Raw genomic sequence first — 25,573 nt, forward strand, 5'->3', positions numbered from 1 at the left:
ATGGAGCTTCGTCAATAGAACACGAATAAAACTTCATATTCTATTGACCTTGTACCTGTGTGCATATATAATTAGTCCTGAGGTGAAGTGAATGAAGGAAATACGAAAGCCAATTCAAAAGCGATCAATTGAGAAAATGAACAAAATCTCGGAAGCTGGTTTTGAGCTATTTTGCGAAAAGGGTTATCATGGAACAAATACAATCGAAATCGCAAAACGTGCTAATGTCTCGACCGGTGCGCTATACAGCTATTTTAGGGATAAGCGAGACATATATATTGCGGCCTTTGAACAATATCTTAATTCTTTTTCAAATGCTTTATTTGAAAGATTAAAGGATATTCAAGCACCATTTAGTCTTTCGATTTTTATTGAGAGATGGATTTCAATATATATTGAAGTGTATGCTACGTCAAATCAGGCTTTAGCTCAATTGAGAATGGTAATGATAGAAGATGAAAAAATTAATCACCACTTTTGTGATTTTGAAAACAAGTATGTGTCTGGAATTGTTGAAATATTGAATAAAAACGATATTCTCTCTAATGACCTGCACGAAAAAGTTTATGCTGCTTGTATATTGGTGGACGCATTATGCCGGGAAAAATCCTCTTTTCCGCATGACAAGCTAAATTATACGGTTCTGGATACCCAAATAAAAAAGGCCATATTGCATATGCTCTCCTCATGAGTTTTCCTTATATACACTCATTTGCTGACTGTTTATCTAACCGCCATTAGGAAATAAAAACAAGCGTATCGTCTATTTTGAACGATACGCTTGTTTTTTAGCTCATTTCCTCATTCTTTATCTACATTTTTTGCGTGGGGCATGTAGGGATAAAGATCTTCATATGCTTCCAGTTCAGCTTCCGACTGCGGAGCCGCAGGAATAAGTCCCGTACAGTCCATGGTAGAACAAGTCTGAATATCGATATCATAATTATTCTTAGAGGTTGTCGATTCCGTCTTTCCTTTTTTTGTTTCTTTTTTTTCTGATTTCATATCATTTTCTCCTTCCGGCAGTCTGTTAGGTACCGTTTCTTTTAGTTTGAGGAAAAACAGCGTAATTATTCGTTGCCTGTGTGATCTCTTTTTTGCGTTATATATTTTATTTAAAATCGTTATATAAGATGCTGGACAGCATTGTCCGAGAGATATGATTGATTACAGGGGGGAACTGGAAATGAGGATTGCCATTTTTACAAATGAAGAACAGACGCCGGGATTAAAAAAGGCCTGTCCCTGCAGGCAGAACAACCGCTTACAGATTGATTATTTTTCCATAAAGGAAGGATACCTTTCCACGTTGGAACGTGCCTTGTATGATATGATCGTAATTAGTCCAAAAGGGAATATTACCTTATACCAGGCAAAATATTCTGTATTCTTTAACGGTCAGTACTGCGTTCTGGATATTACGGACATTCTTTATCTGGAATCTTATTACAGAAAAACCAGCGTGGTGGCAGGCAGCGGCAGGATGCGGATCCGGGCAAGGCTTGATGAAGAGGAAGAAAAGCTTCCGAAAGACTGGTTTGTCAGAATCAACAGACATAACATCATCAATATGCAATATATAAGGAGTGTAAAAGGAGAAGCAGTTGAGATGCTAAACGGAGAAATTCTGTATGTAAATGGCGGGAGAAGGAAGAAATTTGAAAAGAGTTACAGGGATTTTCTGAAGGATCATAGTATGATATTTTAGAGAAATTTAAAAAGCGCAATAATTAGGTTAAAAAGTGCAAACTGGCTTGCCTTGGATAAAAGACCATGGTATTGTATGTTACATTAATCGGCAGTTCACATCTAAACACATTTCTATCATCTGTAAATTCAGGGCAGGCAGCGAAAATCAGCCGATATTGCTGCCTGCCTTCATATGGTTAAAGAATCCCTATGGAAAGGCCATAGCTTTTTGTATTTCCGGGACTTAAGGTCTGCACATGGTTCTTATGGATGAATTCGTCATCTTCCGTTGCATAGATAGCAGAACCATTCCATGGCTCCACGCAGACGAAGGGCGCTTTCGTAAGATATGGCGTCCAGAAAGCTATGGTTTCAAAGCCTGGATAGGAAACTTCTACACCCCGGCCGGTATTTCTGTTTACAATTGAAACTTTTCTGGACTGTAAATCATCAAAATAGATGGCATCATCTTTAAATAATTCATGGGTTAAAGAAAGGGAACGGCTGTCATTCAGCTGAACGATCCTGTTTCCAGGATTAAATTCCAGATGTTCTGAATCATATACCATGCTGGATATGGTTTCCTCCTTTTCAAACACCAGATCATAATCTTCAAATACGGCGTTATCCTCCATAGGGCAGTTAAAGCCAGGATGAGCACCCAGACAGTAGTGTATAGTCCGGTCATCGGTGTTAGTCACCCGGTATTCCATAAATAAGGTACCGTCTGAGAGAGTATAAACAAGACTCAGACGGAAGGAATAGGGATAAATCTTCTTTGTTTCTTCTGTATCCCGGATCTCAAATATCACGGAAGTGCCTGTCTGTTCAGTGACGGAAAAGTCCATTTCCCGGCAGAAACCATGCTTTGGGATTTCCCATGTCTGGCCTTCCAGAATGGTCCGGTCGTTGCGGCAGTTTCCCACAATGGGAAAAAGAAGAGGAGAGCATTTACTCCAGAACTGGGGATCTCTCTGCCATATGTATTCTGTACCGGCAGAATCCTTGAATGAAATGAGCTGGGCACCGATAGAATCGATGATAGCTGTAGCTTTGGTATCGTGAAGTGTAACCAGCATTTTAATTTACCTCGTTTCTTTTTTCAGTTGTTTTTATCCCTTAAATAGCCAAGCTTGCTTTACGATAAGTATACTAAATAAAAAAGGAAACTTCCATGGGTTTGTGAAAAAAATATAAGAAAAAAGGAGGTTATTAACTGAAACGTTTAATATTTTCCTCTGTCCTATTGACAATTGCATAAAAATCTGAGTTAATTAAACCAAAAGGTTCTGGAGGCAGGCGATGGCAACCATAAAGGAATTAGCAAAATGCTGCGGAGTATCAGTGGCCACAGTTTCAAATATATTAAACAACAAACCTGGTGCAAGTGATAAAACCAGAAAACTGGTTTTAGAAATGGCTGATAAGCTGGAGTATACCCCTAACGTTGTTGCAAAGAACTTAAAGCTGCAAAAGACGAGAAGCATTGGGGTCATCGCGGAGGATATGACCATATTCAGCATCCCTGACGTCATAGACGGCATTACAGACTACTGCCAGGAGCTGGATTACCAGATACTTCTTACAAATCTAAGGCTGTTTAAAAAATACGATGATACTTATTATAACCGGGACGATTATTATGGACAGGTAGGGCTTGAGATAAAAAAGCTGATGGAAAAACAGGTGGAAGGGATTATATATGTGGCTGCCCATGAGCGGGTCATCCGTTGCATCCCTGATACGCTGCCGATCCCTGCCGTTATGGCTTACGGATATTCCAAAAGTATGAAGGTACCTTCTGTTGTGGTGGATGATGTCCATGGCGCTGCTGAAATCATGCAGTATCTGCTGAACCACGGCCATAAGAGAGTCGGGGTGATTACAGGAAAGCCAGACAGCCTACATGCACAAGCCAGGCTGGTGGGATATCAGCAAGCTCTTTTTCAAAACAGGATTTTATACGACCCAAGCCTTGTGATAGAAGGAGACTGGACTAGAGAATCCGGGTACCGGTGTGCCTGCCAGCTTCTTGAAAAGGGAGTGACTGCCATCTTCTGCATGAATGACTTAATGGCAGGAGGGGTGTATGACCGCCTGGAGGAGCTGGGCAGGAACGTGGGCTCTGACCTATCGGTGGCAGGATACGATGACCGGGAATTATCTGGATATTACCGGCCCCCACTTACCACCGTAAGGCTTCCTCTTCATGATATCGGTCACAAAGCCAGTGAACTGGTTATCGGCCTTATAAACGGGCAGGAGCTGGAAACTGATGCGGAAAACGTCTGCTCCGTTGGATGTAAGCTTCTGATCCGTAAATCGATAAAGAGTATTGAATAGAAGCAGTTCATAAATCAATTTACAAAAAGGAACATTATACAGGAAAAGCTTGTGTAAATGTTCCTTTTTTGTATAGAAACAATGGAGTATAAGCTGCCTGATACCGGCCGTATTCAGATGATTGTAGGGGAAAACCAGGTAATATGATATTGTTCTACATTTTACAACAAAAAAATAAGTAAAATTTACATAGTTAAACGATTTAAATATTTATAAAATTGTGCAAAAGTACTTTACAGAATAAAACCCATGTGCTAGTATGAAATTACATGAATTAATGGTGATTATGTACAGATAAATCACCTTTTATCTTATTTTTCAAATTAAACGTTTAATATAAAGTTTAGAAATTGAAGCAACCATGATGGATAAAAAAGTTAATGAGTATTCCGATGAAAATGGTTCCTGTCAATGATAAAACATGGAATAGGCAGATAATGCCTTTGAAGGAAGTGATGACAACATATCAATGGATAGATTAAACGATTTAACCACATCAAGCAGTGAAGCGGATTGCGAATGTCCAATGGAACAGCAGATGGAGATAGCAGTTCCATACAGTAAATGGGGGATCCGGAAAGCAGGAAAGATGACAGTATGGATAAAAAAGCTCATCCGGTGGGAGTCATACAGATGGTATCATCTGATTTGATAAAGCAGGATAATAAAAAGGAGGATTTATCATGAAAAAGCGGGTATTAGCCGGGCTGCTGTGTGTAGCGATGGCAGCATCCATGATCACTGGATGCAACAGTGCCAAGGGAGTTTCAGGGGAAACCACCAAAGGCGCATCTTCGGCAGGGAAAAAGGAGATGGAGGTAGGCGGTAATGATGTGACCACCCTGAATGTATGGACCTTTATTGAACTGCATCAGAACTTCTATGTATCTATGGCGGAGAAGTGGAACGAAGCCCATCCGGATAAAAGGGTAAAGCTGGTGCTGAGCAATATGCCCTATGATGACATGCATAATAAGCTGTCCCTCGCGCTGGAATCAGGGGAAGGGGCTCCGGATATTGTGGATATCGAGCTTGGCAAGTTCCCTGCATTTATGACAGGAAAGATCGGCCTCATGGAGCTTAATGATGCGATTGAACCTTACAGGAAGAATATCGTAAAATCTAGGCTGGATATTTATACAAAAGACGGAAAGGAGTACGGATTTCCGACCCACGTGGGGACAACGGTGGCATTTTACAATGAAAAGCTGTTAAGTGATGCAGGAATAAAATATGAAGATATTAAGACCTGGGATCAGTTTAAGGAAGCAGGTGTAAAGTACCATGACACTACCGGAAAATATTTTGCATGCGTGGAAACCTCTGCCCAGTGGATGGTCAATCTGATGCTGGCTCAGAAGGGCGGGGACTATATTGATGAAAACGGGAAACTCAATCTGGCAAGCAAGGAAATGGCGGAAGTGTTGGAATACATAAAGGGAATGCAGGGAACCGGAGCGTTTGCAACGATTCCAGGCGGACAGCCGGATAATGAAGAAGCGTACCCGTTCTACAATTCAGGAGATTATGCCGTGCAGATAATGCCGTTCTGGCAGACTTCCAGATACGTAAATTATATGAAGGATTTAAAGAAGCAGGTAGCCATTGCCACAGTACCGGTATGGAATGAAGGCGATAAAGAGGTAGCCACCATAGGCGGAGGGGGTACAGGTACTGCCATTGTAAAATCAGGGAAACATGCACAGCTTGCGGCGGAAGTGATGGCTTATATCAAGCTTTCTGAAGATGCCAACAAGGAAGTATGGAATGTGCTGGGCTTTGATCCGGTCAATACTGCGGTATGGTCTGATACCTCCCTGACACAGAACCCGGATAACCAGTTTGTCCAGTATTTTACCAATTACCCCTTTGATACCCTGCTTAAAACAAAGGACGGAATTGGATCCTTACGGGCTTATACGGATGAAAAATATCCCTCCATCAACAATGAATTCTGCAATGTGACTCTGAACAGTATCTTTGAAGATGGGGTGGATGTGACTGAGGCTCTTCAATCCTCCCAGGAAACCCTGAATAATGAATTTAAAGAATAGGAAATGCTGCGGGCTGCAGGAGGTTGTCATATCTCCTGCAGCCGGTGAATGAATTCCTATGAGAAAAGGGGTGTGCGAAATGAAGAAATTCTTTTACTCGAAAAAGATAGCTCCTTATGTATTCATCTGCCCGTTTGTGATCACGGTATTGTTGTTCTGGCTGGTGCCCATCTGCAATGGGGTGCTTTTAAGCTTTCAGGATGTATTAAAAGAGCAATGGGTTGGATTTGACAATTATTCACGGCTGCTGTCTGATAAAATATTTATGAAAGCTTTGTGGAACAGCTTTAAGTATATGGCGGGAACGCTGATCCTTCTGATTCCTTTTCCAATGATGTTTGCGACCCTGTTAAACAGCAGATTAATGAAAAAGGCAGACTTTTTTAAATCTGTTTATTTCATACCGGCGCTTACTTCTGTTGTGGTGGCAGGTACTATTTTCCGTCTTATGTTCGGGGAGTCCTCCACCTCACTTTTTAACCAGGTGCTGGGCTTTTTCGGAGCAGCCCCAATAAAATGGCTGAAGGGTGCAGGAACCAGCTATTTTGCCCTTCTTCTTTTAGCCTGCTGGAGATGGACCGGAGTCAATATCCTGTACTTTCTTTCAGGTCTTCAGAGCATTCCTTCTGACCTATATGAGGCGGCTGCCATTGACGGAGCCTCCAAATGGCAGCAATTTTCTAAAATATCCGTGCCGTTAGTCAAGCCTACTACGGTTTATGTCCTGACAATCAGTATCTATGCGGGCCTTTCCATGTTTCTTGAAAGCAATATGCTGTTTAAGGGGAATAACTCCCCCAATAACATCGGTCTTACCATCGTCGGGTACCTTTACAGGCAGGGAGTTGAAAAAAGAGCCCTGGGTTATGCATGTGCGGTAGGCCTTATTCTTTTGCTGGTTGTTATGCTGGTAAATATCATTCAGCTGAAGATCACAGGTACATTTGAAGAAGGGAGGGAATGATATGAAGGAAAGAAACACGGCTAACATGCAGGGCAGAAGAAAGGCGGCCACCGCCGCACTGATCCTTTTGTTTGCCATCCTTGCCGTATTGATCATTCTTCCCATCTGGGTGCTGTTTGTAGCCAGCTTTAAACCGGGCAGTGATCTGCTGCAATACGGCCTTAACCTGGATATCCGCTTTTCAAGAATGAGTTTGGATAACTATATCCTTTTGTTTGCAGGGCAGCATGAATACTGGAAATGGTTCTTTAACAGTATCTGCCTTACCGTTGTCACGGTGGTTAGCACGTTGCTTGTAAGCTCCTTTGTGGGATATGGATTTGCCGCTTATGAATTCAAAGGAAAGAAGGCTCTGTTCGTCATCGTTCTTCTGATCCTCTCCATTCCCTTGGAGGTTGTCATGCTTCCCCTGTATAAACAGATGTCCGGCTGGAAGATGATGGACAGCTATGCCGCCATCATTCTTCCCTTTGTTGCCCATGCCTCCACGATCTTTTTCTTCCGCCAGTATCTGATGAGTATTCCAGGGTCCCTTTTAGAGGCGGGAAGGATCGACGGCGCCACCGAGTACGGGATATTTTACAGACTGATTGTTCCTCTGATGAAGCCGGCATTTTCCGCCATGGCCATTCTCAATGGAATGAATGCATGGAACAATTACCTGTGGCCTCTTCTGGTGATCCGGTCTTCTGAAAAGTATCCCCTGACCCTGGGCCTGAACACGCTCATCAATCCTTATGGAGATAATTACAGCCTTTTGATCGTGGGTTCTGTTTTCTCGGTGGTACCCATATTCCTCCTGTTTGTGGCATTCCAGAAATACTTTATTGAAGGTATGATGGCAGGGGCTGTGAAAGGGTAGAGGTGGCAGGAGATGGACAGCTGTAATTTTAGTAAGACCCCTTATAATGAACCTTTCATTGCGCAGAGAGCAGATCCTTATATTTACCGTCATGGAGACGGAAGCTATTATTTTACCGCATCAGTGCCGGAATATGACCGGATCATCCTTCGCCGTTCGGATACGATCCTGGGATTAAGGGCTGAAAAGGAAGTGACTATCTGGGAAAAGCATGAGAAAGGGATCATGAGTGCCCATATCTGGGCCCCGGAGCTTCATTTTATAAATGGCAGGTGGTACGTTTATTTTGCAGCAGGGAGTTCGGAGGATGTTTGGGCGATCCGTCCTTATGTACTGGAATGCAGGGAACAAGACCCAATGACAGGGATCTGGAGAGAATTTGGCATGATGCAGCCCTTTGATGATTTTTCATTTCAGGATTTTTCCCTGGATATGACGGTTTTTAATCATAATGGGAACTGGTACTGCATCTGGGCGGAAAAGGTCAGCGTAGGAAAGAAGATTTCAAACCTGTACATAGCCAGAATGGAGACGCCGTGGAAGCTATCTTCGGAACAGGTGACTCTTTCCACTCCTGACTATGATTGGGAAAGGGTGGGGTTCTGGGTCAATGAAGGACCGGCGGTTATAAAGCATGGAGACAGGATCTATGTCACTTATTCCGCCAGTGCTACAGGGGCTTGCTACTGCATGGGGCTTTTAAGTATAGATGCAGGTGCAGATTTACTGGACCGGAATGCATGGAAAAAGGACCGGGAACCTGTGTTTAAGTCCGTGCGGGAAGCCGGAATTTTTGGCCCGGGACATAATTGTTTTGTAAAAGATGAAAACGGACTTCAGGATATCATGGTATATCATGCAAGGCAGTACGATGAAATCACCGGAGACCCCCTCTATGATCCCAATCGGCATACTTATATGATGAAGGTTGGCTGGGGAGTTCATGGTCCGGTATTTGACTGGAAGAATTATATGAGATAGTAAAAGGAAAAATCAGCATTTTACAGGCGTTTTGTCAGCCTGGGGAGTGCTGGTTTTTTCCATCCTTTCATTAATTTGTAAGAACTGGTAAGGGTTTTGTCAGAACTTGTCCGAAAGCTTTAGGGAAATATAAGGAATTATTCCTATTTTTAGTGGAACTCTATGATACAATTTAATCAGAATTATAACATATCATATAACGTAACCCCTTCGAGGTACGTATATGCCCAAAGAGCATGGGCGAAACAGAGGAAACACCCTGCGGGTATACCTGTATGCCCAAAGAGCATGGGCGAATCAGAGGAAACACCCTGCGGGTATACCTGTATGCCCAAAGAGCATGGGCGAAACAGAGGAAACACCCTGCGGGTATACCTGTATGCCCAAAGAGCATGGGCGAAACAGAGGAAAGGAGACAGTGAATCTATGAGAATTGGAACAATTATGAGAAGGATTTTGTTTTTGCTGATGACGGTATGCCTTTTAGCCGGATTCACTGTGGCATATAAAGGATATGAGATGTACCGGGAGGCTCTTTTGGAAACCGGGCTTCAGGAACGGGTGGAGGCGATTCGGGATAAGGAAGGGTATACGGAATACGAAAACCTGCCCCAGATTTATGTGAATGCGGTCATATCCGTTGAGGATCACCGTTTTTACCGCCATAACGGGATCGACTTTATTGCCATAGCCAGGGCTGCTGTAAACGATATCAGAGCCGGGCGGTTTGTGGAAGGCGGAAGCACCATAACCCAGCAGCTTGCTAAGAACCTATATTTTGACCAGGACAAAGAGATTGCCAGAAAGGCGGCTGAAGTGTTCATGGCCTATGATATTGAGAGAAATTATACCAAGGATGAAATTTTTGAATTGTATGTAAACTGCATTTATTTTGGAGACGGATATTACAGCGTGGGCGCTGCCAGCGAGGGCTACTTTAAAAAAGGGCCGGAGGAAATGACGGAGTATGAGAGTACTCTCTTAGCCGGTGTTCCCAATGCCCCTTCCAAATACGCTCCATCAAAAAATCCTGTTCTGGCGGAGAAAAGGCAGATGAAGGTACTTCAAAGAATGGAGAAGTGCGGATATTTTTCAGCGCAGGAGGCGGAGACCGTGGCGGAGCAGATGGTGGCCGTTCGATGATTTTTGCTTGATGAATAAAAGGGCAGAGAGTATAATGGAGGTGTTACATATACTTTTTATACTTACAAAAGAATGGAGGAATCTATGTCCATCAGACAGTTCACAGGCAGACGTTTAAACGAATATGCAGAGAATTACGTGGTATTTGATCTGGAAACAACAGGCATCAGTGCCGAAGAAGATTCTATTATAGAGATTTCCGCGATCAAGGTGAAGGGACATGAGCCTGTTGCCGAGTTTAGTACACTGGTTAATCCTGGGACCCATATTCCGGCCGGTGCTACCAATGTTAATGGAATTACAGATGATATGGTAAGAGAGGCGCCTGGACTAAAGGAGGTTCTGCCGGAATTTCTTTCCTTTATTGAAGGGGAAATTCTGGTAGGGCATAATATTCAGTCCTTTGACCTGCTTTTCCTGTATAGGGCTGCAGAGGAGCTTTTGGGAAGAGAGGTGGCAAATGATTATGTTGACACCCTTTTTATGGCAAAAGCCTGCTTGCCCCAGCTAAACCGCTACCGCCTGACGGATATTTCGGCGTATTTCCATATTGATACAGATGGAGCCCACCGGGCACTTAATGATTGTGTCATGAACCAGAGATGCTATGAGCATATGGGGAAACTGCATCATAAAGAAGAGGCTGAGATCTGCCCCCAATGCGGCGGAGTGCTTAAGCGCCGCAGCGGAAAATTCGGGGAATTTTATGGCTGTACAAATTTTCCGCAGTGCCGTTTTACAAGGAATGTTTAAACAGATGGTTACTATGGTTATTTCTGCAAACAATGAGCCGGGCGCAGGAATGCAGGCATCCGAAGGATGCATAGACTTATTACATAATGGAAGAAAGGGGAAACGGTATGGAAGATAAAAATCTATATAATAAGATCATGCTGATTGTACTTTGTCTGATCATGGTTTTGCTTTGTGCCGGTATGTACAGCTGGTTCCATGAAGGGAGTGCTGCACCGGAAATAGAAGTGCCACGGGAAAAGGTCCAGGTTCTTCAATTTGAATTCCGGGAGCAGGTAAGGCTTCCGGAGTCTGTCATTTTGGAGGAAGACGGAATATGCAGTTTATAATCGAAAGAGCGGTCCCTGCGGATTATCAGACCGTTGCTGACCTGATACAATCGGTGTGGCAGCAAATCCAGCAGAAGGACTGGTTTGTTGCCGATGATTCGGATTACACCTGCCATACACTTAAAGAAGGAAATGGAATCGGTTTTAAGGCTTATGAAACAGATTCCGGGGCCTTGGCAGGTGTTTTTCTTGCTGCTTTGCCGGGAAGTGGGGCAGAAAACCTTGGCCGGGACATCGGTCTTCCTGAAATGGAATTGGGAAAAGTCGCCCATATGGAGTCGATCGCTATTCTTCCGCAATACAGGGGGAACGGCCTTCAGTATTCCATGATGAAGACCGCAGAGGAGGAGCTTAGGAAACAGGGCTATCGGTATCTGATGTGTACGGTTCATCCGGAAAACAGATACAGCAAAAATAACATAATCAAACAGGGTTATGAGGTTGTCCTGACCAAAGAAAAGTATGGCGGATATGTAAGAGATATCTTATTAAAGAAGCTTTCCTTAAATGCCGGGGTTTTGCAAACGTTTGCTTAAAAAATCGTTGACGTTTGGGTGTATTTTACGTATACTTTTTCCTAAGGGCTGACAGAAGTCACCAACGGATAGAATAGTTAAAAGAAATAATATTAAAAACAGATACCAGGAAGGTATGGGTATTCCCAAGGAATACGTATGGCTGTTTCTGGTATCTGTTTTTTTGCAGAAATACCGGACATGATGAGAACATTTATGGAGGGGGAAAACGATGAGAAAGTATAAATGGGGGATCGCTGCGGCGTTGGTGCTGTCTGCCATAGTTATGAACGGCTGCGGAAAGGCCGGGGGGACACAGACACAGGCGGTTTCAGCCGATGCAGATAATAGCAGGAAAAATGACAGAGTCGTTGTGGTAATGGGCGTCAGTTCAGAGCCTGAATCAGGATTCGATCCGGCTTATGGCTGGGGAGCCGGGGAGCACGTCCATGAACCTTTGATACAAAGTACACTTACGGTCACGGATAAGGATTTAAACATTGGTTATGACCTGGCAACGGACTTAAAGGTCAGCAGCGACGGCATGACCTGGACCGTAAAGATCAGGGATGACGTGTTCTTTACGGATGGGAAAAAATTGACCGGGAAGGATGTGGCATTTACATATAATACTTTGAGAGATACCAGTTCTGTGAATGATTTCACAATGCTTGACCGGGCAGAGGCATTGGATGATGCGACCATAGAGTTCCATATGAAGCATCCCTATTCCATCTGGCCATACACCATGGCTGTGACAGGAATCGTGCCGGAACATGCCTACGGACCGGATTATGGGGAACATCCCATCGGATCCGGAAGGTACATATTAAAGCAATGGGACAGAGGGCAGCAGGTGATCCTGGAAGCCAATCCGGACTATTATGGAGAAGCACCAAAGATGAAACGGGTAACGGTACTCTTCATGGAAGAGGATGGGGCTTTGGCGGCGGTCCAGTCCGGTCAGGCAGATATTGCATATACGGCTGCCTCCTATTCGGACCTTACGGTACCCGGGTATGGCCTTTTAGACTGCAAAACCGTGGATAACCGTGGATTTAACCTTCCGGCCATTCCCTCCGGAAGCGTATCGGAAGAGGGAATTCCTCTGGGAAATGACTTTACCAGTGATGGTAAGGTCAGAAGAGCGATCAACATTGGAATCGACCGGGAAGAAATGATAAATAACGTGCTGAACGGATACGGCAGTCCCGCTTACAGCGTCTGTGATAAAATGCCATGGTATGAGCCTTCCGCAAAGACAGAATATGATCCAGAGGGGGCAATGGCGTTGCTTGATGAGGCAGGCTGGAATATGGGCAGTGACGGAATCAGAGTGAAGGACGGGAAACGGGCGGAACTCCAATTCCTTTATCCGGCAGGAGATTCTGTAAGGCAGGCCCTTGCGGCAGACACCATCAATCAGCTTAAAAAGCTGGGAATTGACGGACAGATGGAAGGTGCAAGCTGGGATACTGCCTATGACAGGGCTCAATCACAGCCTTTGATCTGGGGCTGGGGGGCTCATACTCCCATGGAGCTTTATAATATTTACCATACCATGGAGGAAACCGGGCTTGCAGCCTATTCCCCTTATGCCAATCCAAAGCTGGACCAGTACATGGATGAAGCTCTGGCAGAAAGTGATCTGGAAAAATCCTATGAGCTGTGGAAAAAAGCCCAGTGGGATGGAGAAACAGGCATTACCCAAAACGGAGATATTCCATGGATCTGGCTTGTAAATATTGATCATTTATATTGGGTAAGGGATGGATTAAAGGTTGCTGACCAGAAGCTTCACCCCCACGGCCACGGCTGGTCAATTGTAAATAATGTGGATCAGTGGAGCTGGGAACAATGAAAAGCGGCCGGCTGGGAAGGAATGTCTTTTGGTTTTTATTGAAACAGCTCACACGGATGGCTGTCCTCCTTTTTTTAGTAAGCGCAGCAGCCTTCTTTCTGGTATCGGTTTCCCCGATTGATCCGTTAAAGGTCAATATTGGCCAAGCAGCCCTTGGCTCTATGAGCCAGGAGCAGATCGCAAAGCTTTCGGAATACTGGGGAACCGGCTTACCGCCGGCAGAACGGTTCCTGTCCTGGGCCGGCGATTTTCTAAAGGGGGATATGGGAACTTCTCTTTTATACCGCCAGCCGGTTTCCCATGTGATAGGAATGAAGCTGTCAAATTCTCTGTGGCTGATGGCAGCTTCCTGGCTGGTTTCCGGAGGGGCTGGCTTTGCCCTGGGAACACTGGCTGGTGCTAACAGGGGAAAAGCGGTGGATAAGGTGATCTCCGCTTATGCTCTTATGACAGCAAGCACCCCGGCTTTCTGGCTGGCGCTGGTGCTTTTGATGGTGTTTGCTGTCTGGCTTAAGATGCTTCCTATTGGACTAAGCGTTCCCATAGGCATGGAAGCGGCAGAGGTCACTGTAAAGGACCGGGTAGTGCATGGGATCTTGCCCTGCCTGACTCTTTCCATTACCGGAATGTCCAATATCCTTCTCCATACAAGAGGGAAAATGATCCAGGTTATGGAAAGTGATTATGTTCTCTTTGCAAGAGCAAGGGGAGAGTCCAAAAGCCAGATTGTCTTTCGCCACGGAATCAGGAACATTCTCCTGCCTGCCCTGACCCTTCAGTTTGCTTCGGTCAGCGAAATCTTTGGAGGTTCGGTTTTGGTGGAACAGGTATTTTCCTATCCGGGACTGGGCCAGGCGGCTGTGACAGCCGGACTTGGCGGTGATATTCCTTTGCTTCTGGGGATCACGGTCATCAGTGCGGCTATTGTATTTACAGGAAACTTTATTGCAAACGTACTTTATGGCGTGGTGGACCCCAAAATGAGGAAAGGGAGGAAGGTCGCATGAAACAATGGAATGGCCGGAAGTCCATGGTATGCCTCCTGGTACTTTTCATCACCCTTTTGGCAGCTGTGACCATTGCCGGGCAGCTTTACAGGACAGAGGCCCTTGTCACTGATTTTTCCAGAAAAAATATGCCGCCCTGTTTTTCTCACCCCTTTGGAACGGACTGGATGGGCCGGGATATGTTTGCCAGGACCATGACCGGTCTTTCCATGAGCATCCGCATTGGCCTTCTCACGGCAGCGGTCAGCACAGTGATTGCATTTTTCCTGGGACTTTTTGCAGCGTCCATGGGAAAGGCGGCGGATGGGTTTGTGGTCGGACTCATTGATCTTGTCATGGGGATCCCTCATATCCTCCTGCTGGTTTTGATCTCCTTTGCCTTGGGGAAGGGTTTTAAGGGCGTTGTGGTGGGAATTTCATTGACCCACTGGACTTCCCTTGCCAGGCTGATCAGGGGAGAGGTTCTTCAGCTTAAGGAGAGCCAGTACATAAAAATCGCCCGTAAGCTTGGTCACGGCGGGTTTGAAACCGCCCTTAAGCATATGACGCCTCATTTGATTCCTCAGCTTCTTGTTGGGCTTGTGCTGTTATTTCCCCATGCCATCCTTCATGAGGCCAGCATCACGTTCCTGGGCTTCGGGCTTTCCTCAGAGCAGCCTGCCATCGGTGTGATCCTGTCAGAGAGTATGAAATATCTGTCAATGGGGAAATGGTGGCTGGCGCTGTTTCCAGGAATATTTCTGGTTGCTGTTGTTTTACTGTTTCATCTAACTGGAGAGATGGTGGGCAGGCTTATAGACCCCGGTGCCCTGCATCAGTAGGAGGGATTGGATTGGAAGAGAAGAAAACGGTTCTGTCGGTAAAAAGCCTGTCAGTATCATTTACCCAATATGAACAATGGATCAAAAGGACCACTCTTTTGGCTGTCAAGGACGTAAGCCTGACCGTGAGAGAAGGAGAACTGGTGGCTGTGGTGGGTTCCAGCGGTTCAGGAAAAAGCCTTCTGGCTCATGGTGTGCTGGGAATCCTGCCTTATAATGCGGCATGGTCCGGGGAGATCTCTTATTATGGGGAGCAGCTTACGGAAAACCGGATGGGACAGCTTCGGGGGAAGGAGATCGTTCTGGTTCCTCAGAGCGTGTCTTATCTGGATCCTCTGATGAAGGCGGGGCCTCAGATCAGGAAAGGGAAACGGGATCAGGGGAGCATGGGCGAAAGCCTTAAAACCCTTAAGCGGTATGGGCTTGATGAGACTGTGGAAAAGCTTTATCCCTTTGAACTGTCAGGGGGAATGACCAGAAGGATCTTAATTTCCACTGCTGTCATGGAAAACCCCAAGCTGGTGATAGCGGATGAGCCTACCCCGGGCCTGCATCTGGAGGCGGCAAAACGGGTGCTGTCCCATTTTCGGGAAATGGCCGATGAAGGGACCGGTGTACTTCTCATCACCCATGATCTGGAGCTGGCTCTGGAGGTCGCTGACCGGATTGTGGTATTCTATGCAGGTACCTGCGTTGAGGAAGCTTCTGCCGCTGATTTCAGAGACGAAGGACTCCTTCGCCATCCATATTCAAAGGCCCTTTACAGGGCTATGCCGGATCATGGTTTCCGGGCAGCACCGGGAGCCCAGCCCTATTTAAAGGACCGCCCCTCAGGCTGCCCCTATGCCCCCAGGTGCGAGTACCGGGAGGTAAGGTGTTTAAAGGAAGTGAATTATGTCGGCCTGGCTGGAGGTATGGTCCGGTGCGTAAAAGCAGAGGAGGGATAAGTTGAGACTGGAAGCGAAAAACATATCATTCCGGTATGATAATGGGAATAAACAGATATTAAATAATCTGACCATGTACCTGGACAGCGGCGAACGTCTGGGGCTGATTGCTCCCAGTGGTTTTGGGAAGACCACATGCTGTAAAATTCTTGCCGGATATGAAAAGCCGGATCAGGGAGAGGTTCTTTTAGACAGGAAGCCTCTTTCTTCCTGCAAGGGATATTGTCCGGTCCAGATGATCTGGCAGCATCCGGAAAACTCTGTGAACCCAAGGTTAAAGCTAAAGGAGGTTTTAAAGGAGGGGGATGGAGTGGAAGACCGGGTGATCGAAGGTCTTGGCATCGAACCGGCATGGTTAAACCGGTACCCGGCTGAGGTTTCGGGAGGCGAGCTTCAGCGTTTCTGCATTGCCCGGGCACTTGGCGGTGGAACCAGGTTTCTCCTTGCAGATGAGATCAGCACCATGCTGGATTTGATCACCCAGAGCCAGATCTGGAATTTCCTCATATCAGAAGTGGAGAGGCGTAACATCGGCCTTTTGGTAGTCAGTCATTCCCAGGGCCTTATAGAACACGTATGCACAAGAAAACTTGATTTGCGCGGGCAATGAGCTAAGAAAAAACGCACAGAGTGTGTTTTCCTTAGCATAAACGGAACATCGTAAGAGGAGGGAGTCGGGATCATGGATATTAGAGATATGCTTAACTTGGTAAAATCAGGAGAAATGGAAATTCAGGAGGCAGAACAGCTGTTAAAGGATCTTCCTTATGAAGACCTGGGTTATGCAAAGCTGGACCATCACAGGGCGCTTCGTTCCGGCTTTGGAGAGACGGTCTTTTGCCAGGGCAAGCCGGACCCATACCTGGTGGAGATTTATAGGAAATTCTATGAAAGAGACGGTGAGGTGCTGGGAACCAGGGCCTCAGAGGAGCAATTTGAACTGGTAAAATCCGTTGTGCCGGAGGTTCGGTATGATTCCATATCCAGGATCTTAAAGGTAGAGCAGCCGGAAAAAGAAAGGAAGGGTTGCGTAGCGGTCTGTACAGGCGGTACAGCTGACATCCCGGTGGCGGAGGAGGCGGCGCAGACAGCAGAATATTTCGGCTGCCACGTGGACCGGATATACGATGTGGGAGTAGCCGGAATCCACCGTCTTCTGTCCCAGAGGGATAGGATCCGGAATGCCAACTGCATTATTGCAGTGGCAGGAATGGAAGGGGCTTTGGGAACGGTGATCGCGGGGCTGGCGGACTGCCCGGTCATCGCGGTTCCCACCTCGGTAGGCTATGGAGCCAGCTTTCATGGGCTCTCAGCTCTTCTTACAATGCTTAATTCCTGTGCCAATGGAATTTCCGTTGTCAATATTGATAATGGATATGGGGCGGGGTATCTTGCGACACAAATCAATCGACTGGCGGTGAAATAAGATGGGAAAAATACTGTATTTGGAATGTAACTCAGGAATCAGTGGTGATATGACGGTAGGCGCTCTTTTAGACCTGGGAGCAGATAAGCAGGCTCTTACAAAGGCCCTGCAAAGCCTGGGAGTGGACGGTTATCATCTTCATTTTGGCAGGACCAGGAAATGCGGACTGGATGCTTATGATTTTGATGTTCATCTGGAAAATGAAGGGCATGACCATAAGTGGGATCACAACCATGATCATACTCATGACCAAGACCATGAGTATGACCATAACCACGACCATGACCATGACCACGACAATGACCACAGCCACAGCCAAGGCCACGACCATAGCCATAAACATGATCAGTCCCAAATTCACCGGAATCTTCAGGATATATACACAATCATTGACCGGCTGGATACCAATGGCAGGGTAAAGGCAATGGCAAAGCGGATGTTTGATATTGTAGCAGAGGCGGAGTCAAAGGCTCATGGGATCCCTATGGAAAAGGTCCATTTTCATGAGGTTGGAGCCATTGATTCCATTGTAGACATCATTGGTGTGGCGGTTTGTGTGGACAGCCTTGGTGTGGATGAGATCGTGGTATCTCCTTTGGCGGAAGGATATGGCAGCATCCGCTGCCAGCATGGCGTTATCCCGGTTCCTGTTCCGGCAACAGCTAACATTGTTTCGGCCCATGGTCTGAAGCTTCGTCTTACGGACAATGAAGGGGAGATGGTGACTCCTACCGGTGCTGCCATAGCTGCCGCCCTTGGGACAAGAAAGAATCTTCCTTCCTCCTTTCAGATTTTAAAGACAGGGCTTGGTGCAGGGAAAAAGGATTTTAAACAGGCAAACGTTCTGCGGGCCATGCTGCTTCTGGAAGAGGAAGAAGGGGCAGGAGAAAATATGTGGGTATTAGAGGCCAATATTGACGATTGCAGCGGGGAGTCCTTTGGCTTTGCCATGGAGTCCTTATTGGAAGCCGGAGCAGCTGATGTCTGGTATACGCCTGTATTCATGAAAAAGAACCGTCCAGCCTATATGCTTAGCCTGATCTGCCGGGAAGAGGAGATAAGCAGAATGGAAGACATTCTGTTCATTCAGACCACAACCATCGGAGTCAGAAGATACCCGGTAGCCAGAACCATTTTAGACCGGAAAAAAAAGAAGGTCATGACGGAATTCGGGGAGGCGGATGTAAAAATCTGCACCTACAAAGACAGGACATTCTGCTACCCGGAATTTGAAAGTGTAAGAAGTATTTGCAGACAAAATGGGCTGGATTATCAGACCGTATACAGCATCATACGCAGGGAGGCGGAGAAATAATGGAACAGAACATGTTGGAAATAAAAAAAAGACTGGAACAGATGATGGCAGAGTACGCCAAAGAGGATATCTGCCTGGCTTTTTCCGGAGGAGTGGATTCCAGTTTGTTGTTAAAAGTAGCAGCAGATGCCGCAGGAAAGACGGGAAAAACCGTTTATGCGGTGACTTTTGACAGCCGTCTTCACCCTTCCTGTGATCTGGAAATCGCAGCCAGGGTTGCAAAGGAACTGGGAGGAATCCATAAGGTGGTCTCCGTAAATGAGCTGGAACAGGAGGAGATACGTTTTAATCCTGTAAACCGATGCTATTTGTGTAAAAATAAGCTGTTCCAGTCTTTAAAGGATTATGCGGGTGAAATGAACATCCCTTATATCATGGATGGAACCAATGAAGATGACCTGCATGTTTACCGTCCGGGAATCAAAGCCTTAAGAGAACTGGGAATCATCAGCCCCCTGGCAGAGCTTCACATCACCAAGGCCCAGGTAAAAGAGCTGGCCTCATGGTATGGGATCTCTGTGGCATCCAGGCCTTCTGCCCCATGTATGGCGACCCGTCTTCCCTATGGTACGGAAATTGATTATGATATCCTGAATCTTATTGGAAAAGGAGAGGAATTTGTAAGTTCTCTAGTGAAAGGAAATGTGCGTCTGAGGCTTCATAAAGACATTGTCCGCATCGAGGTGGACAAGGAAGCGATGGGAAATCTGATGGAGAAGAGCAGAGAGATCATCACTTATTTAAAAGAATTGGGCTTTATCTATATCACCATGGATCTGGAAGGATTCCGGTCCGGAAGCATGGATGTGGGGATCAAACCTATCGAATAAAAGTTCATACTGATACGTAAAATGTGCGTTTTCCTGACAGAAAACGCACTTTTTCTGCATATTTCGATGTCCGTATTAACAAATCACCAATAGAGGTCGGACGGGATAACGGCAGTATCGTCAGGATTCGACAGCACGACAAATGTGGATTTATTAACAATAACCTAAAATGTGAATAATAACTTTTAAATAATATAATTATTGAATATAGATTTAACATTTATCACAGAAAACTTACGTTAAAATGTACAATAAATCCTATTGTATTTTGGATTTGTTTGTGCTAATATAAAAACACACATTTGGTTTTTTTGTCCGTAATCCAGAAATTAAACATGAAGGACAAATAATTTAGTAAAGGAGAAAATATACCGTGGGTAACAGTGCAATGGAAAACATGGAACCGGTGGAAGTGTTTCACTATTTTGAGGAAATTAACAGTATTCCGAGAGGTTCAGGAAATGAAAAAAGAATCAGCGATTATCTAGTTTCTTTTGCAAAGGAACACAATCTGGAGGTCATACAGGATAAAGCGCTGAATGTCATCATCAGGAAGCCTGGTACCAAAGGCTATGAAGATAGCCCAGGTGTCGTAATTCAGGGACATATGGATATGGTCTGTGAGAAAAGGCCTGATGTAATGCATGATTTCTTGACAGATCCCATCCAAATGAAAATCGTTGGAGATATGCTTTACGCAAACGGAACAACTCTAGGGGGAGACGACGGCATTGCGGTCGCCATGGGGTTAGCGGTTTTGGCATCGGATACATTGGAACACCCTCCTGTCGAATTGTTGGTTACCACCTCTGAAGAGACCGGAATGGATGGCGCCCATGCGCTGGATCCAAAAAACATATTAGGCAAAACCCTTATTAATATCGATTCAGAGGAAGAGGGAATCCTGACGGTAAGCTGTGCAGGCGGATGCTCCTCCAAGATCAATATTCCTATCACATGGGAAGATGCGGACAGCAGCAGGGCTGCTTATATCATTGATATTTCAGGCTTAAAGGGCGGCCACTCTGGAGTGGAAATACATACGGGCAGGGCAAATGCCAATAAATTAATGGCCCGGTTTTTGAAAAGTGTAAGCTTAGAGACAGATTTAAATTTATGTTCCATTAAAGGAGGTTCCAAGCACAACGCCATCGCCCGTGATGCACGAGCTGTTGTGTGTGTAAATTTAGAAGCTGTCCCAATGCTGAAAGAGAAGATCTCCAGTTTGGAACAAATATTCAGGGATGAATTCAAAGTTGCAGATCCGGATATAAAAGTCGAACTAAATCCTGTAGAAAATATGCCGAAGCGAATCATGTCGAAAGATACAAGGGATAACATCATTAATTTTATGTACCTGATTCCAAACGGAGTCCAGAGCGTTAGCATGGATATTGAGGGCCTTGTAGAGAGCTCCCTTAATCTGGGAGTAGTTGAGACCGGGGAAGAAAGCATTGAAATCATCAGTTCGATCAGAAGCTCTGTGGGAACGATAAAGGATAATATTTTCCATACCGTAGCTGCCATTGCCGAACTTACAAACGGAAAGGTGACTGCTGAATCGGATTACCCGGAATGGAAATATAATCCTGATTCAAAGGTTAGAGTGCTGTTTATAGAATTATACGAGAAATTATTTGGCGAAAAACCGCTGATAAGCGCAATTCATGCCGGATTAGAATGCGCAATTTTTGATAAAAAGTTTGAAGGAAAGATGGATATGATATCTGTTGGACCGACAATCGTTGGGGTACATACAGCAGAAGAGCATTTAAGCATCCCATCCACCCAGAGGACATGGAAATACTTGACAGAAGTGTTGAAAGCCCTCAAATAGCAGCAGGAATACCGCTGATAATTTATATTTTAATTTGTGTCAATGATTGATCAAACTATAATGAATATAAGGGAGTACTATGTATGAATCAGAAATTATCTAAAGGCGCATATGGCGGTATAGCCGGCAAAGACTACGTACCATATGTCCCTAAAAACTCCGGATCGGGTGGAAATGCTGCGGTATTAATCATTGGTATTGCTTTGTCTGCGTTGTTTGCGGCATCAACTGCTTACTCAGGCATGAAAGCAGGTCTTACAGTTGCAGCCGGTATACCGGGCTCCATTTTAGGTTCTGTATTTATTGCCATGTTTGCAAGGGAAAAAGGAATTCTTGGAAAGACACTCCTTCAGGGAATGGCCAGCGGCGGTGAATCCATTGCCAGCGGTATGATATTTGTTTTTCCGGCAATTCTTTTGATCGGTTCCCAGGTAACATTTCTGGAAGGCCTTGTGATCGGAGTCGGCGGTGCCTTGTTTGGTATCGGTGCAGCTTCTCTGGTCTACAATTATCTGATCGTGGAAGAACATGGAAAATTAATGTATCCTGAGTCAATGGCTATTTCGGAAACCTTAGTTGCTTCGGAAGGAGCCAAAGATTCTCTGAAGTTTATGGGAATCGGATTTGGAATAGGCGGTTTAATAACCACGGTAACAAGCTCATTCTTAAATATCACCAACAACGTGATCAGCTTCGTGAATGAACCCTTCTACAAATGGAAATTTCAGCTGGAAGTGAACCCCTTGCTGCTGGGAATTGGATTCATCGTGGGGATGGAAGTATCCTTGACCATGTTTGCCGGTTCTATATTATCTAACTTTGCGATTACGCCTCTCATTGGTTATTTTGCTTCTTTAGGCAGTGGCGGCCCGGCCGTATGGAATAATCCTGCTGTCAGCGTAAACGGTATGGGAGTCGGAGATATCGCAGGCAGCTACGTAAAATATATCGGTGCAGGCATGATGCTTTCCGGCGGTCTGATCGGCGCGATAAAACTGATCCCTACGGTTATCGCTTCCATAAAGGAAACCATGAATGCCAGAGGAAAAGGCTCCGGCGGCGCTGGATCTTCTGTTGAAACTGTTATATTACTCTCAGGCATCATCGTAGGCTTTATCGGCGGTTTCCTCATATCCGGCGGTAACATTGCCATGGCTGTACTGGGTGCTGTTTTATCCATGGTGCTGTCTTTGATGTTTGTTATTGTTTCCGGCCGTTTAACCGGCACCATCGGAACTTCAAACCTTCCTGTATCCGGTATGACAATTGCTTCCATCGTTATCGTCACATTACTGTTTGTGGGATTAGGCTGGAAGAGCGTAGATGATAACAAGGCTCTGCTGTTATTCGGTTCCTTTATTGTTACTGCAATCGCTGCAGCAGGCGGTTACTGCCAATCACAAAAAGTTTCTTTTATCATTGGCGGAAGCAAGAATGAAATGCAGAAATATTTTGCAATATCTTCGATTGTAGGTGTTGTGGTAGTTACCTGCGTCATATTATTGCTTTCCAGTCAGCTTTCAATGACTGGGGACAATGTTCCATTTGCATTGCCTCAGGCGAATTTAATGGCAACATTGACAGCTGGAATCATGTCGGGTCAGTTGCCCTGGGTTATGATCATCTGCGGCATTATGATGGGAATCGTTTTATTCTTGCTGGGACTCCCTGTAATGACAGTTGCAATCGGGTTTTATTTGCCGATATCCACTACCTCCATTATTTTAATAGGAGCCCTGGTTCGTTTCTTAGTTGAGAAATATTCCAAAAATGAAAGAGAAAAGGAAACGAAAGTTTCTAACGGTGTAAGCCTGTCGTCAGGACTTGTTGCCGGCGGATCAATCATTGGACTTATCGGAATCGTTTTACAGGTAACTGGCATCATCAGCGGTGCAGGCCCAAGCGGATTTGCAAATTCAAATGGAATGGCATTTATCTTATTGATCATTCTTGTAGTAGCGACCGCAATACCGCTTTTTAAGAGTGAAGTGAAGAATGCTAAATGACAAGGATGAGGTTTTAAATTTAATATTTAAGATTTCCGATAAACTGGAATACGAGGTTGATAAAAACGGCATTGTGACCATGCTTATGAAACAGGATCACAAGATTCAACGGGTTTTTAGAAAACTCGGTTTCAAAATTCCGGAATATAAAAGAATTACAATGGATGAGTATGGAAGCTGCGTCTTTCTTCAGATTGACGGCAGTAAGACCATTAGGGAAATTGGAAAAAGCCTTGAGGAAACGTATGGTGACAAGGTAGAGCCGCTGTATGAAAGACTGCTGTTATTCGTCAGTCACTTAGAACAGCAATTTCACTATATTGAAAATACCGGCAGGGTGAAAGAAAGAGTTTAAAAAGCAGACTGATCGGTGTCGGGAGTTAAGTCCTGGCACCGATCTTTTTTTGTGCAGCTCTTGACCGCTGCTGGCATGAACGATATAATTATCAATAAATTCTTTTACCGACCGGTCAGAAAGGACTTTGATGAAACCAAATAAATATATGTTTTTCTTTGTGCTCTTACTCCTGCCGCTTCTTTTATCAGGCTGCGGGAGACGTTACGCGGATGATAGCAGTCTATCCGGCAGTCTGAGCACTGAGGAATCAAACACGGCTGCAAACGGAACAGATGATCACACTTTAAATCCTACAGAATCCACAATCCATATCTCAACCACAGAGTCTTCGGCGATAGAAGATACGGCTGGACAGACAGATTCTTCCTCTGGCAGTGATCCCTATGAGGTAAGAGCAGGTGAGCTGCTCTTAAGCATGTCCCTTGAGGAAAAGGTGGGGCAGATGTTTTTTGTCCGCCTGCGCAAAGCCAGTGCCGTTCAGGATATTGAGAAGTATCATCTGGGCGGTTATATCCTGTTTGGAGACGATTTTAAGGATGAGACGCAAACCGGCATTCAGGATTTTATTAAGAACTGTCAGAATGCATCTTCCATCCCCTTGCTCATGGGAGTGGATGAGGAAGGAGGGACCGTGTGCCGTGTCAGCAAATACGCGGCATTCCGTTCGGAACCGTTTAAGTCTCCTCAGGATTTGTATAAACAGGGCGGGTTAGAAGCCATTCAGGCGGATACCAGGGAAAAGGCCGCCTTTCTTCTTGGACTTGGGATAAATGTTAATCTGGCTCCTGTCTGTGATGTTTCTGTAAATCCGGATGATTTTATTTACCGCAGGTCCTTTGGCCGGGAAGCCAGGGAGACGTCTGATTATGTCAGGACAGTTGTCCGGGAAATGGAAAAGGCGGGGATCGGAAGCACTCTGAAACATTTTCCCGGCTATGGAAACAATGCAGACACCCATACGGGATCCGCGGTAGATACCAGAGAGTATCAACAATTTGTCCAGAATGACTTCCTGCCATTTGAGGCCGGGATTAAAGCCGGGGCTGACAGTGTTCTGGTTTCCCATAATATCGTAACCTCCATGGATGAGAAACATCCTGCCTCCCTCTCCCGTACGGTTCATGATAAATTAAGGGAATCCTTAAACTTCAAGGGTGTGATTATGACGGATGACCTCAGTATGGATGCCATTAAGAACAGTACATCAGAGGCGGCTGTTCTGGCCATTGCTGCCGGGAATGATGTACTGGTTGCGACTGACTTTGACGTAGAGATTCCGGCCGTTTTAGATGCTATAAATAAGGGAACACTGAAAGAAGAACAGATTGACACTTCCGTAATCAGGGTACTGGTCTGGAAGCTTAAATTGGGCATATTGCAGTGATCCATTCTGCCATTATATTTTTACAGCTTAGCGAAACAAAAAAAGTACGGTTCCATGTCTGAACTGCCCACCGATTGTTAGATTTTGGGGTCTAACTTTTAGGGGGCATCTCAGTTCGGGAAACGCACTTTTTTTATAATCAAAATGT

26 protein-coding genes are annotated in these 25,573 nt (G+C 45.3%); 24 read left to right on the forward strand and 2 right to left on the reverse strand.

Features of this window, described 5'->3' with window-relative positions; all coding sequences use genetic code 11:
- The first annotated feature begins 91 nt into the window (after nt 1-91).
- Complete coding sequence (locus H171_RS01800) at nt 92-691, forward strand: TetR/AcrR family transcriptional regulator (RefSeq protein ID WP_100303611.1); 600 nt, start codon at nt 92-94, stop codon at nt 689-691.
- Between the two features lie 110 nt (nt 692-801).
- Here the strand turns inward: H171_RS01800 and H171_RS01805 are convergent, their stop codons facing one another.
- Entirely contained in the window at nt 802-1,005 is a 204-nt protein-coding gene (locus H171_RS01805; protein ID WP_100303612.1) for a hypothetical protein, read from the reverse strand.
- Between the two features lie 181 nt (nt 1,006-1,186).
- Here H171_RS01805 and H171_RS01810 point away from each other — a divergent pair, with 181 nt between their 5' ends.
- Nucleotides 1,187-1,708: a LytR/AlgR family response regulator transcription factor gene (locus H171_RS01810; protein WP_157803093.1), complete on the forward strand. Its 522-nt coding sequence runs from the start codon at nt 1,187-1,189 to the stop codon at nt 1,706-1,708.
- A 178-nt stretch (nt 1,709-1,886) separates the two neighbouring features.
- Here the strand turns inward: H171_RS01810 and H171_RS01815 are convergent, their stop codons facing one another.
- Entirely contained in the window at nt 1,887-2,768 is an 882-nt protein-coding gene (locus H171_RS01815; protein ID WP_100303614.1) for an aldose 1-epimerase family protein, read from the reverse strand.
- A 223-nt stretch (nt 2,769-2,991) separates the two neighbouring features.
- Between H171_RS01815 and H171_RS01820 the strand changes: the two genes are divergently transcribed.
- From H171_RS01820 to H171_RS01920, 22 genes are all read left to right on the forward strand, one after another.
- Complete coding sequence (locus H171_RS01820) at nt 2,992-4,032, forward strand: LacI family DNA-binding transcriptional regulator (protein WP_100303615.1); 1,041 nt, start codon at nt 2,992-2,994, stop codon at nt 4,030-4,032.
- 469 nt (nt 4,033-4,501) lie between these two features.
- Nucleotides 4,502-4,684 carry a hypothetical protein gene (locus tag H171_RS24010; protein WP_157803094.1) on the forward strand — a complete coding sequence of 61 codons (183 nt, stop codon included), beginning with the start codon at nt 4,502-4,504 and terminating at the stop codon, nt 4,682-4,684.
- Between the two features lie 31 nt (nt 4,685-4,715).
- Nucleotides 4,716-6,086, forward strand: coding sequence for an ABC transporter substrate-binding protein (locus H171_RS01825; RefSeq protein ID WP_100303616.1), 1,371 nt, complete (start codon nt 4,716-4,718; stop codon nt 6,084-6,086).
- Between the two features lie 79 nt (nt 6,087-6,165).
- Nucleotides 6,166-7,050, forward strand: a complete 885-nt coding sequence (locus H171_RS01830) for a carbohydrate ABC transporter permease (protein ID WP_100303617.1) — start codon at nt 6,166-6,168, stop codon at nt 7,048-7,050.
- Nucleotide 7,051: 1 nt separating this feature from the next.
- Nucleotides 7,052-7,912, forward strand: a complete 861-nt coding sequence (locus H171_RS01835; protein WP_100303618.1) for a carbohydrate ABC transporter permease — start codon at nt 7,052-7,054, stop codon at nt 7,910-7,912.
- Between the two features lie 12 nt (nt 7,913-7,924).
- Nucleotides 7,925-8,893 (forward strand): glycoside hydrolase family 43 protein, encoded by a 969-nt coding sequence (locus tag H171_RS01840; protein ID WP_100303619.1) that lies wholly within the window; start codon nt 7,925-7,927, stop codon nt 8,891-8,893.
- Nucleotides 8,894-9,319: 426 nt separating this feature from the next.
- The gene (locus H171_RS01845) at nt 9,320-10,036 is read left to right on the forward strand and encodes a transglycosylase domain-containing protein (protein WP_100307387.1); all 717 of its coding nucleotides are present in this window, start codon (nt 9,320-9,322) and stop codon (nt 10,034-10,036) included.
- A gap of 84 nt (nt 10,037-10,120) precedes the next feature.
- Nucleotides 10,121-10,789, forward strand: coding sequence for an exonuclease domain-containing protein (locus H171_RS01850; protein WP_100303620.1), 669 nt, complete (start codon nt 10,121-10,123; stop codon nt 10,787-10,789).
- 107 nt (nt 10,790-10,896) lie between these two features.
- Entirely contained in the window at nt 10,897-11,118 is a 222-nt protein-coding gene (locus H171_RS01855) for a hypothetical protein (protein WP_100303621.1), read from the forward strand.
- The gene (locus tag H171_RS01860; protein ID WP_100303622.1) at nt 11,106-11,654 is read left to right on the forward strand and encodes a GNAT family N-acetyltransferase; all 549 of its coding nucleotides are present in this window, start codon (nt 11,106-11,108) and stop codon (nt 11,652-11,654) included. Before H171_RS01855 ends, H171_RS01860 begins: the two co-directional genes overlap by 13 nt.
- Before the next feature lie 211 nt (nt 11,655-11,865).
- The gene (locus H171_RS01865) at nt 11,866-13,494 is read left to right on the forward strand and encodes an ABC transporter substrate-binding protein (RefSeq protein ID WP_100303623.1); all 1,629 of its coding nucleotides are present in this window, start codon (nt 11,866-11,868) and stop codon (nt 13,492-13,494) included.
- A complete protein-coding gene (locus tag H171_RS01870; RefSeq protein WP_100303624.1) occupies nt 13,491-14,501 on the forward strand; it encodes an ABC transporter permease in 1,011 nt (336 codons plus the stop codon). Before H171_RS01865 ends, H171_RS01870 begins: the two co-directional genes overlap by 4 nt.
- Nucleotides 14,498-15,322: an ABC transporter permease gene (locus tag H171_RS01875; RefSeq protein WP_100303625.1), complete on the forward strand. Its 825-nt coding sequence runs from the start codon at nt 14,498-14,500 to the stop codon at nt 15,320-15,322. The genes H171_RS01870 and H171_RS01875 overlap by 4 nt, the downstream gene beginning before the upstream one ends.
- Nucleotides 15,323-15,333: 11 nt before the next feature.
- Nucleotides 15,334-16,269 carry an ABC transporter ATP-binding protein gene (locus tag H171_RS01880; RefSeq protein WP_100303626.1) on the forward strand — a complete coding sequence of 312 codons (936 nt, stop codon included), beginning with the start codon at nt 15,334-15,336 and terminating at the stop codon, nt 16,267-16,269.
- Between the two features lies 1 nt (nt 16,270).
- Nucleotides 16,271-16,879, forward strand: a complete 609-nt coding sequence (locus tag H171_RS01885; RefSeq protein WP_100303627.1) for an ABC transporter ATP-binding protein — start codon at nt 16,271-16,273, stop codon at nt 16,877-16,879.
- 72 nt (nt 16,880-16,951) lie between these two features.
- Nucleotides 16,952-17,695 (forward strand): nickel pincer cofactor biosynthesis protein LarB, encoded by a 744-nt coding sequence (gene larB / locus H171_RS01890; protein ID WP_100303628.1) that lies wholly within the window; start codon nt 16,952-16,954, stop codon nt 17,693-17,695.
- A 1-nt stretch (nt 17,696) separates the two neighbouring features.
- Nucleotides 17,697-19,010: a nickel pincer cofactor biosynthesis protein LarC gene (gene larC / locus H171_RS01895; RefSeq protein WP_100303629.1), complete on the forward strand. Its 1,314-nt coding sequence runs from the start codon at nt 17,697-17,699 to the stop codon at nt 19,008-19,010.
- Entirely contained in the window at nt 19,010-19,840 is an 831-nt protein-coding gene (gene larE / locus H171_RS01900; protein WP_100303630.1) for an ATP-dependent sacrificial sulfur transferase LarE, read from the forward strand. The genes larC and larE overlap by 1 nt, the downstream gene beginning before the upstream one ends.
- 373 nt (nt 19,841-20,213) lie before the next feature.
- Nucleotides 20,214-21,677, forward strand: a complete 1,464-nt coding sequence (locus H171_RS01905; protein WP_242976835.1) for an aminoacyl-histidine dipeptidase — start codon at nt 20,214-20,216, stop codon at nt 21,675-21,677.
- A gap of 83 nt (nt 21,678-21,760) precedes the next feature.
- Nucleotides 21,761-23,683: an OPT family oligopeptide transporter gene (locus H171_RS01910; RefSeq protein WP_100303631.1), complete on the forward strand. Its 1,923-nt coding sequence runs from the start codon at nt 21,761-21,763 to the stop codon at nt 23,681-23,683.
- On the forward strand, nt 23,673-24,038 hold the full coding sequence (locus H171_RS01915) for a PqqD family protein (RefSeq protein WP_100303632.1): 366 nt from the start codon (nt 23,673-23,675) through the stop codon (nt 24,036-24,038). The genes H171_RS01910 and H171_RS01915 overlap by 11 nt, the downstream gene beginning before the upstream one ends.
- 130 nt (nt 24,039-24,168) lie before the next feature.
- Complete coding sequence (locus H171_RS01920) at nt 24,169-25,425, forward strand: glycoside hydrolase family 3 protein (RefSeq protein WP_242976836.1); 1,257 nt, start codon at nt 24,169-24,171, stop codon at nt 25,423-25,425.
- Nucleotides 25,426-25,573 lie beyond the last annotated feature (148 nt).

The organism is [Clostridium] celerecrescens 18A, from assembly GCF_002797975.1.
GTDB classification, from domain to species: domain Bacteria; phylum Bacillota; class Clostridia; order Lachnospirales; family Lachnospiraceae; genus Lacrimispora; species Lacrimispora celerecrescens.

Coding starts and splice junctions, on each gene's coding strand:
- H171_RS01800 (WP_100303611.1), top strand. CDS start 92: ATGAAGGAAATACGAAAGCCAATTCAAAAGCGATCAATTGAGAAAATG.
- H171_RS01805 (WP_100303612.1), bottom strand. CDS start 1,005: ATGAAATCAGAAAAAAAAGAAACAAAAAAAGGAAAGACGGAATCGACA.
- H171_RS01810 (WP_157803093.1), top strand. CDS start 1,187: ATGAGGATTGCCATTTTTACAAATGAAGAACAGACGCCGGGATTAAAA.
- H171_RS01815 (WP_100303614.1), bottom strand. CDS start 2,768: ATGCTGGTTACACTTCACGATACCAAAGCTACAGCTATCATCGATTCT.
- H171_RS01820 (WP_100303615.1), top strand. CDS start 2,992: ATGGCAACCATAAAGGAATTAGCAAAATGCTGCGGAGTATCAGTGGCC.
- H171_RS24010 (WP_157803094.1), top strand. CDS start 4,502: ATGGATAGATTAAACGATTTAACCACATCAAGCAGTGAAGCGGATTGC.
- H171_RS01825 (WP_100303616.1), top strand. CDS start 4,716: ATGAAAAAGCGGGTATTAGCCGGGCTGCTGTGTGTAGCGATGGCAGCA.
- H171_RS01830 (WP_100303617.1), top strand. CDS start 6,166: ATGAAGAAATTCTTTTACTCGAAAAAGATAGCTCCTTATGTATTCATC.
- H171_RS01835 (WP_100303618.1), top strand. CDS start 7,052: ATGAAGGAAAGAAACACGGCTAACATGCAGGGCAGAAGAAAGGCGGCC.
- H171_RS01840 (WP_100303619.1), top strand. CDS start 7,925: ATGGACAGCTGTAATTTTAGTAAGACCCCTTATAATGAACCTTTCATT.
- H171_RS01845 (WP_100307387.1), top strand. CDS start 9,320: ATGAGAATTGGAACAATTATGAGAAGGATTTTGTTTTTGCTGATGACG.
- H171_RS01850 (WP_100303620.1), top strand. CDS start 10,121: ATGTCCATCAGACAGTTCACAGGCAGACGTTTAAACGAATATGCAGAG.
- H171_RS01855 (WP_100303621.1), top strand. CDS start 10,897: ATGGAAGATAAAAATCTATATAATAAGATCATGCTGATTGTACTTTGT.
- H171_RS01860 (WP_100303622.1), top strand. CDS start 11,106: ATGCAGTTTATAATCGAAAGAGCGGTCCCTGCGGATTATCAGACCGTT.
- H171_RS01865 (WP_100303623.1), top strand. CDS start 11,866: ATGAGAAAGTATAAATGGGGGATCGCTGCGGCGTTGGTGCTGTCTGCC.
- H171_RS01870 (WP_100303624.1), top strand. CDS start 13,491: ATGAAAAGCGGCCGGCTGGGAAGGAATGTCTTTTGGTTTTTATTGAAA.
- H171_RS01875 (WP_100303625.1), top strand. CDS start 14,498: ATGAAACAATGGAATGGCCGGAAGTCCATGGTATGCCTCCTGGTACTT.
- larB (WP_100303628.1), top strand. CDS start 16,952: ATGGATATTAGAGATATGCTTAACTTGGTAAAATCAGGAGAAATGGAA.
- larC (WP_100303629.1), top strand. CDS start 17,697: ATGGGAAAAATACTGTATTTGGAATGTAACTCAGGAATCAGTGGTGAT.
- larE (WP_100303630.1), top strand. CDS start 19,010: ATGGAACAGAACATGTTGGAAATAAAAAAAAGACTGGAACAGATGATG.
- H171_RS01910 (WP_100303631.1), top strand. CDS start 21,761: ATGAATCAGAAATTATCTAAAGGCGCATATGGCGGTATAGCCGGCAAA.
- H171_RS01915 (WP_100303632.1), top strand. CDS start 23,673: ATGCTAAATGACAAGGATGAGGTTTTAAATTTAATATTTAAGATTTCC.
- H171_RS01920 (WP_242976836.1), top strand. CDS start 24,169: ATGAAACCAAATAAATATATGTTTTTCTTTGTGCTCTTACTCCTGCCG.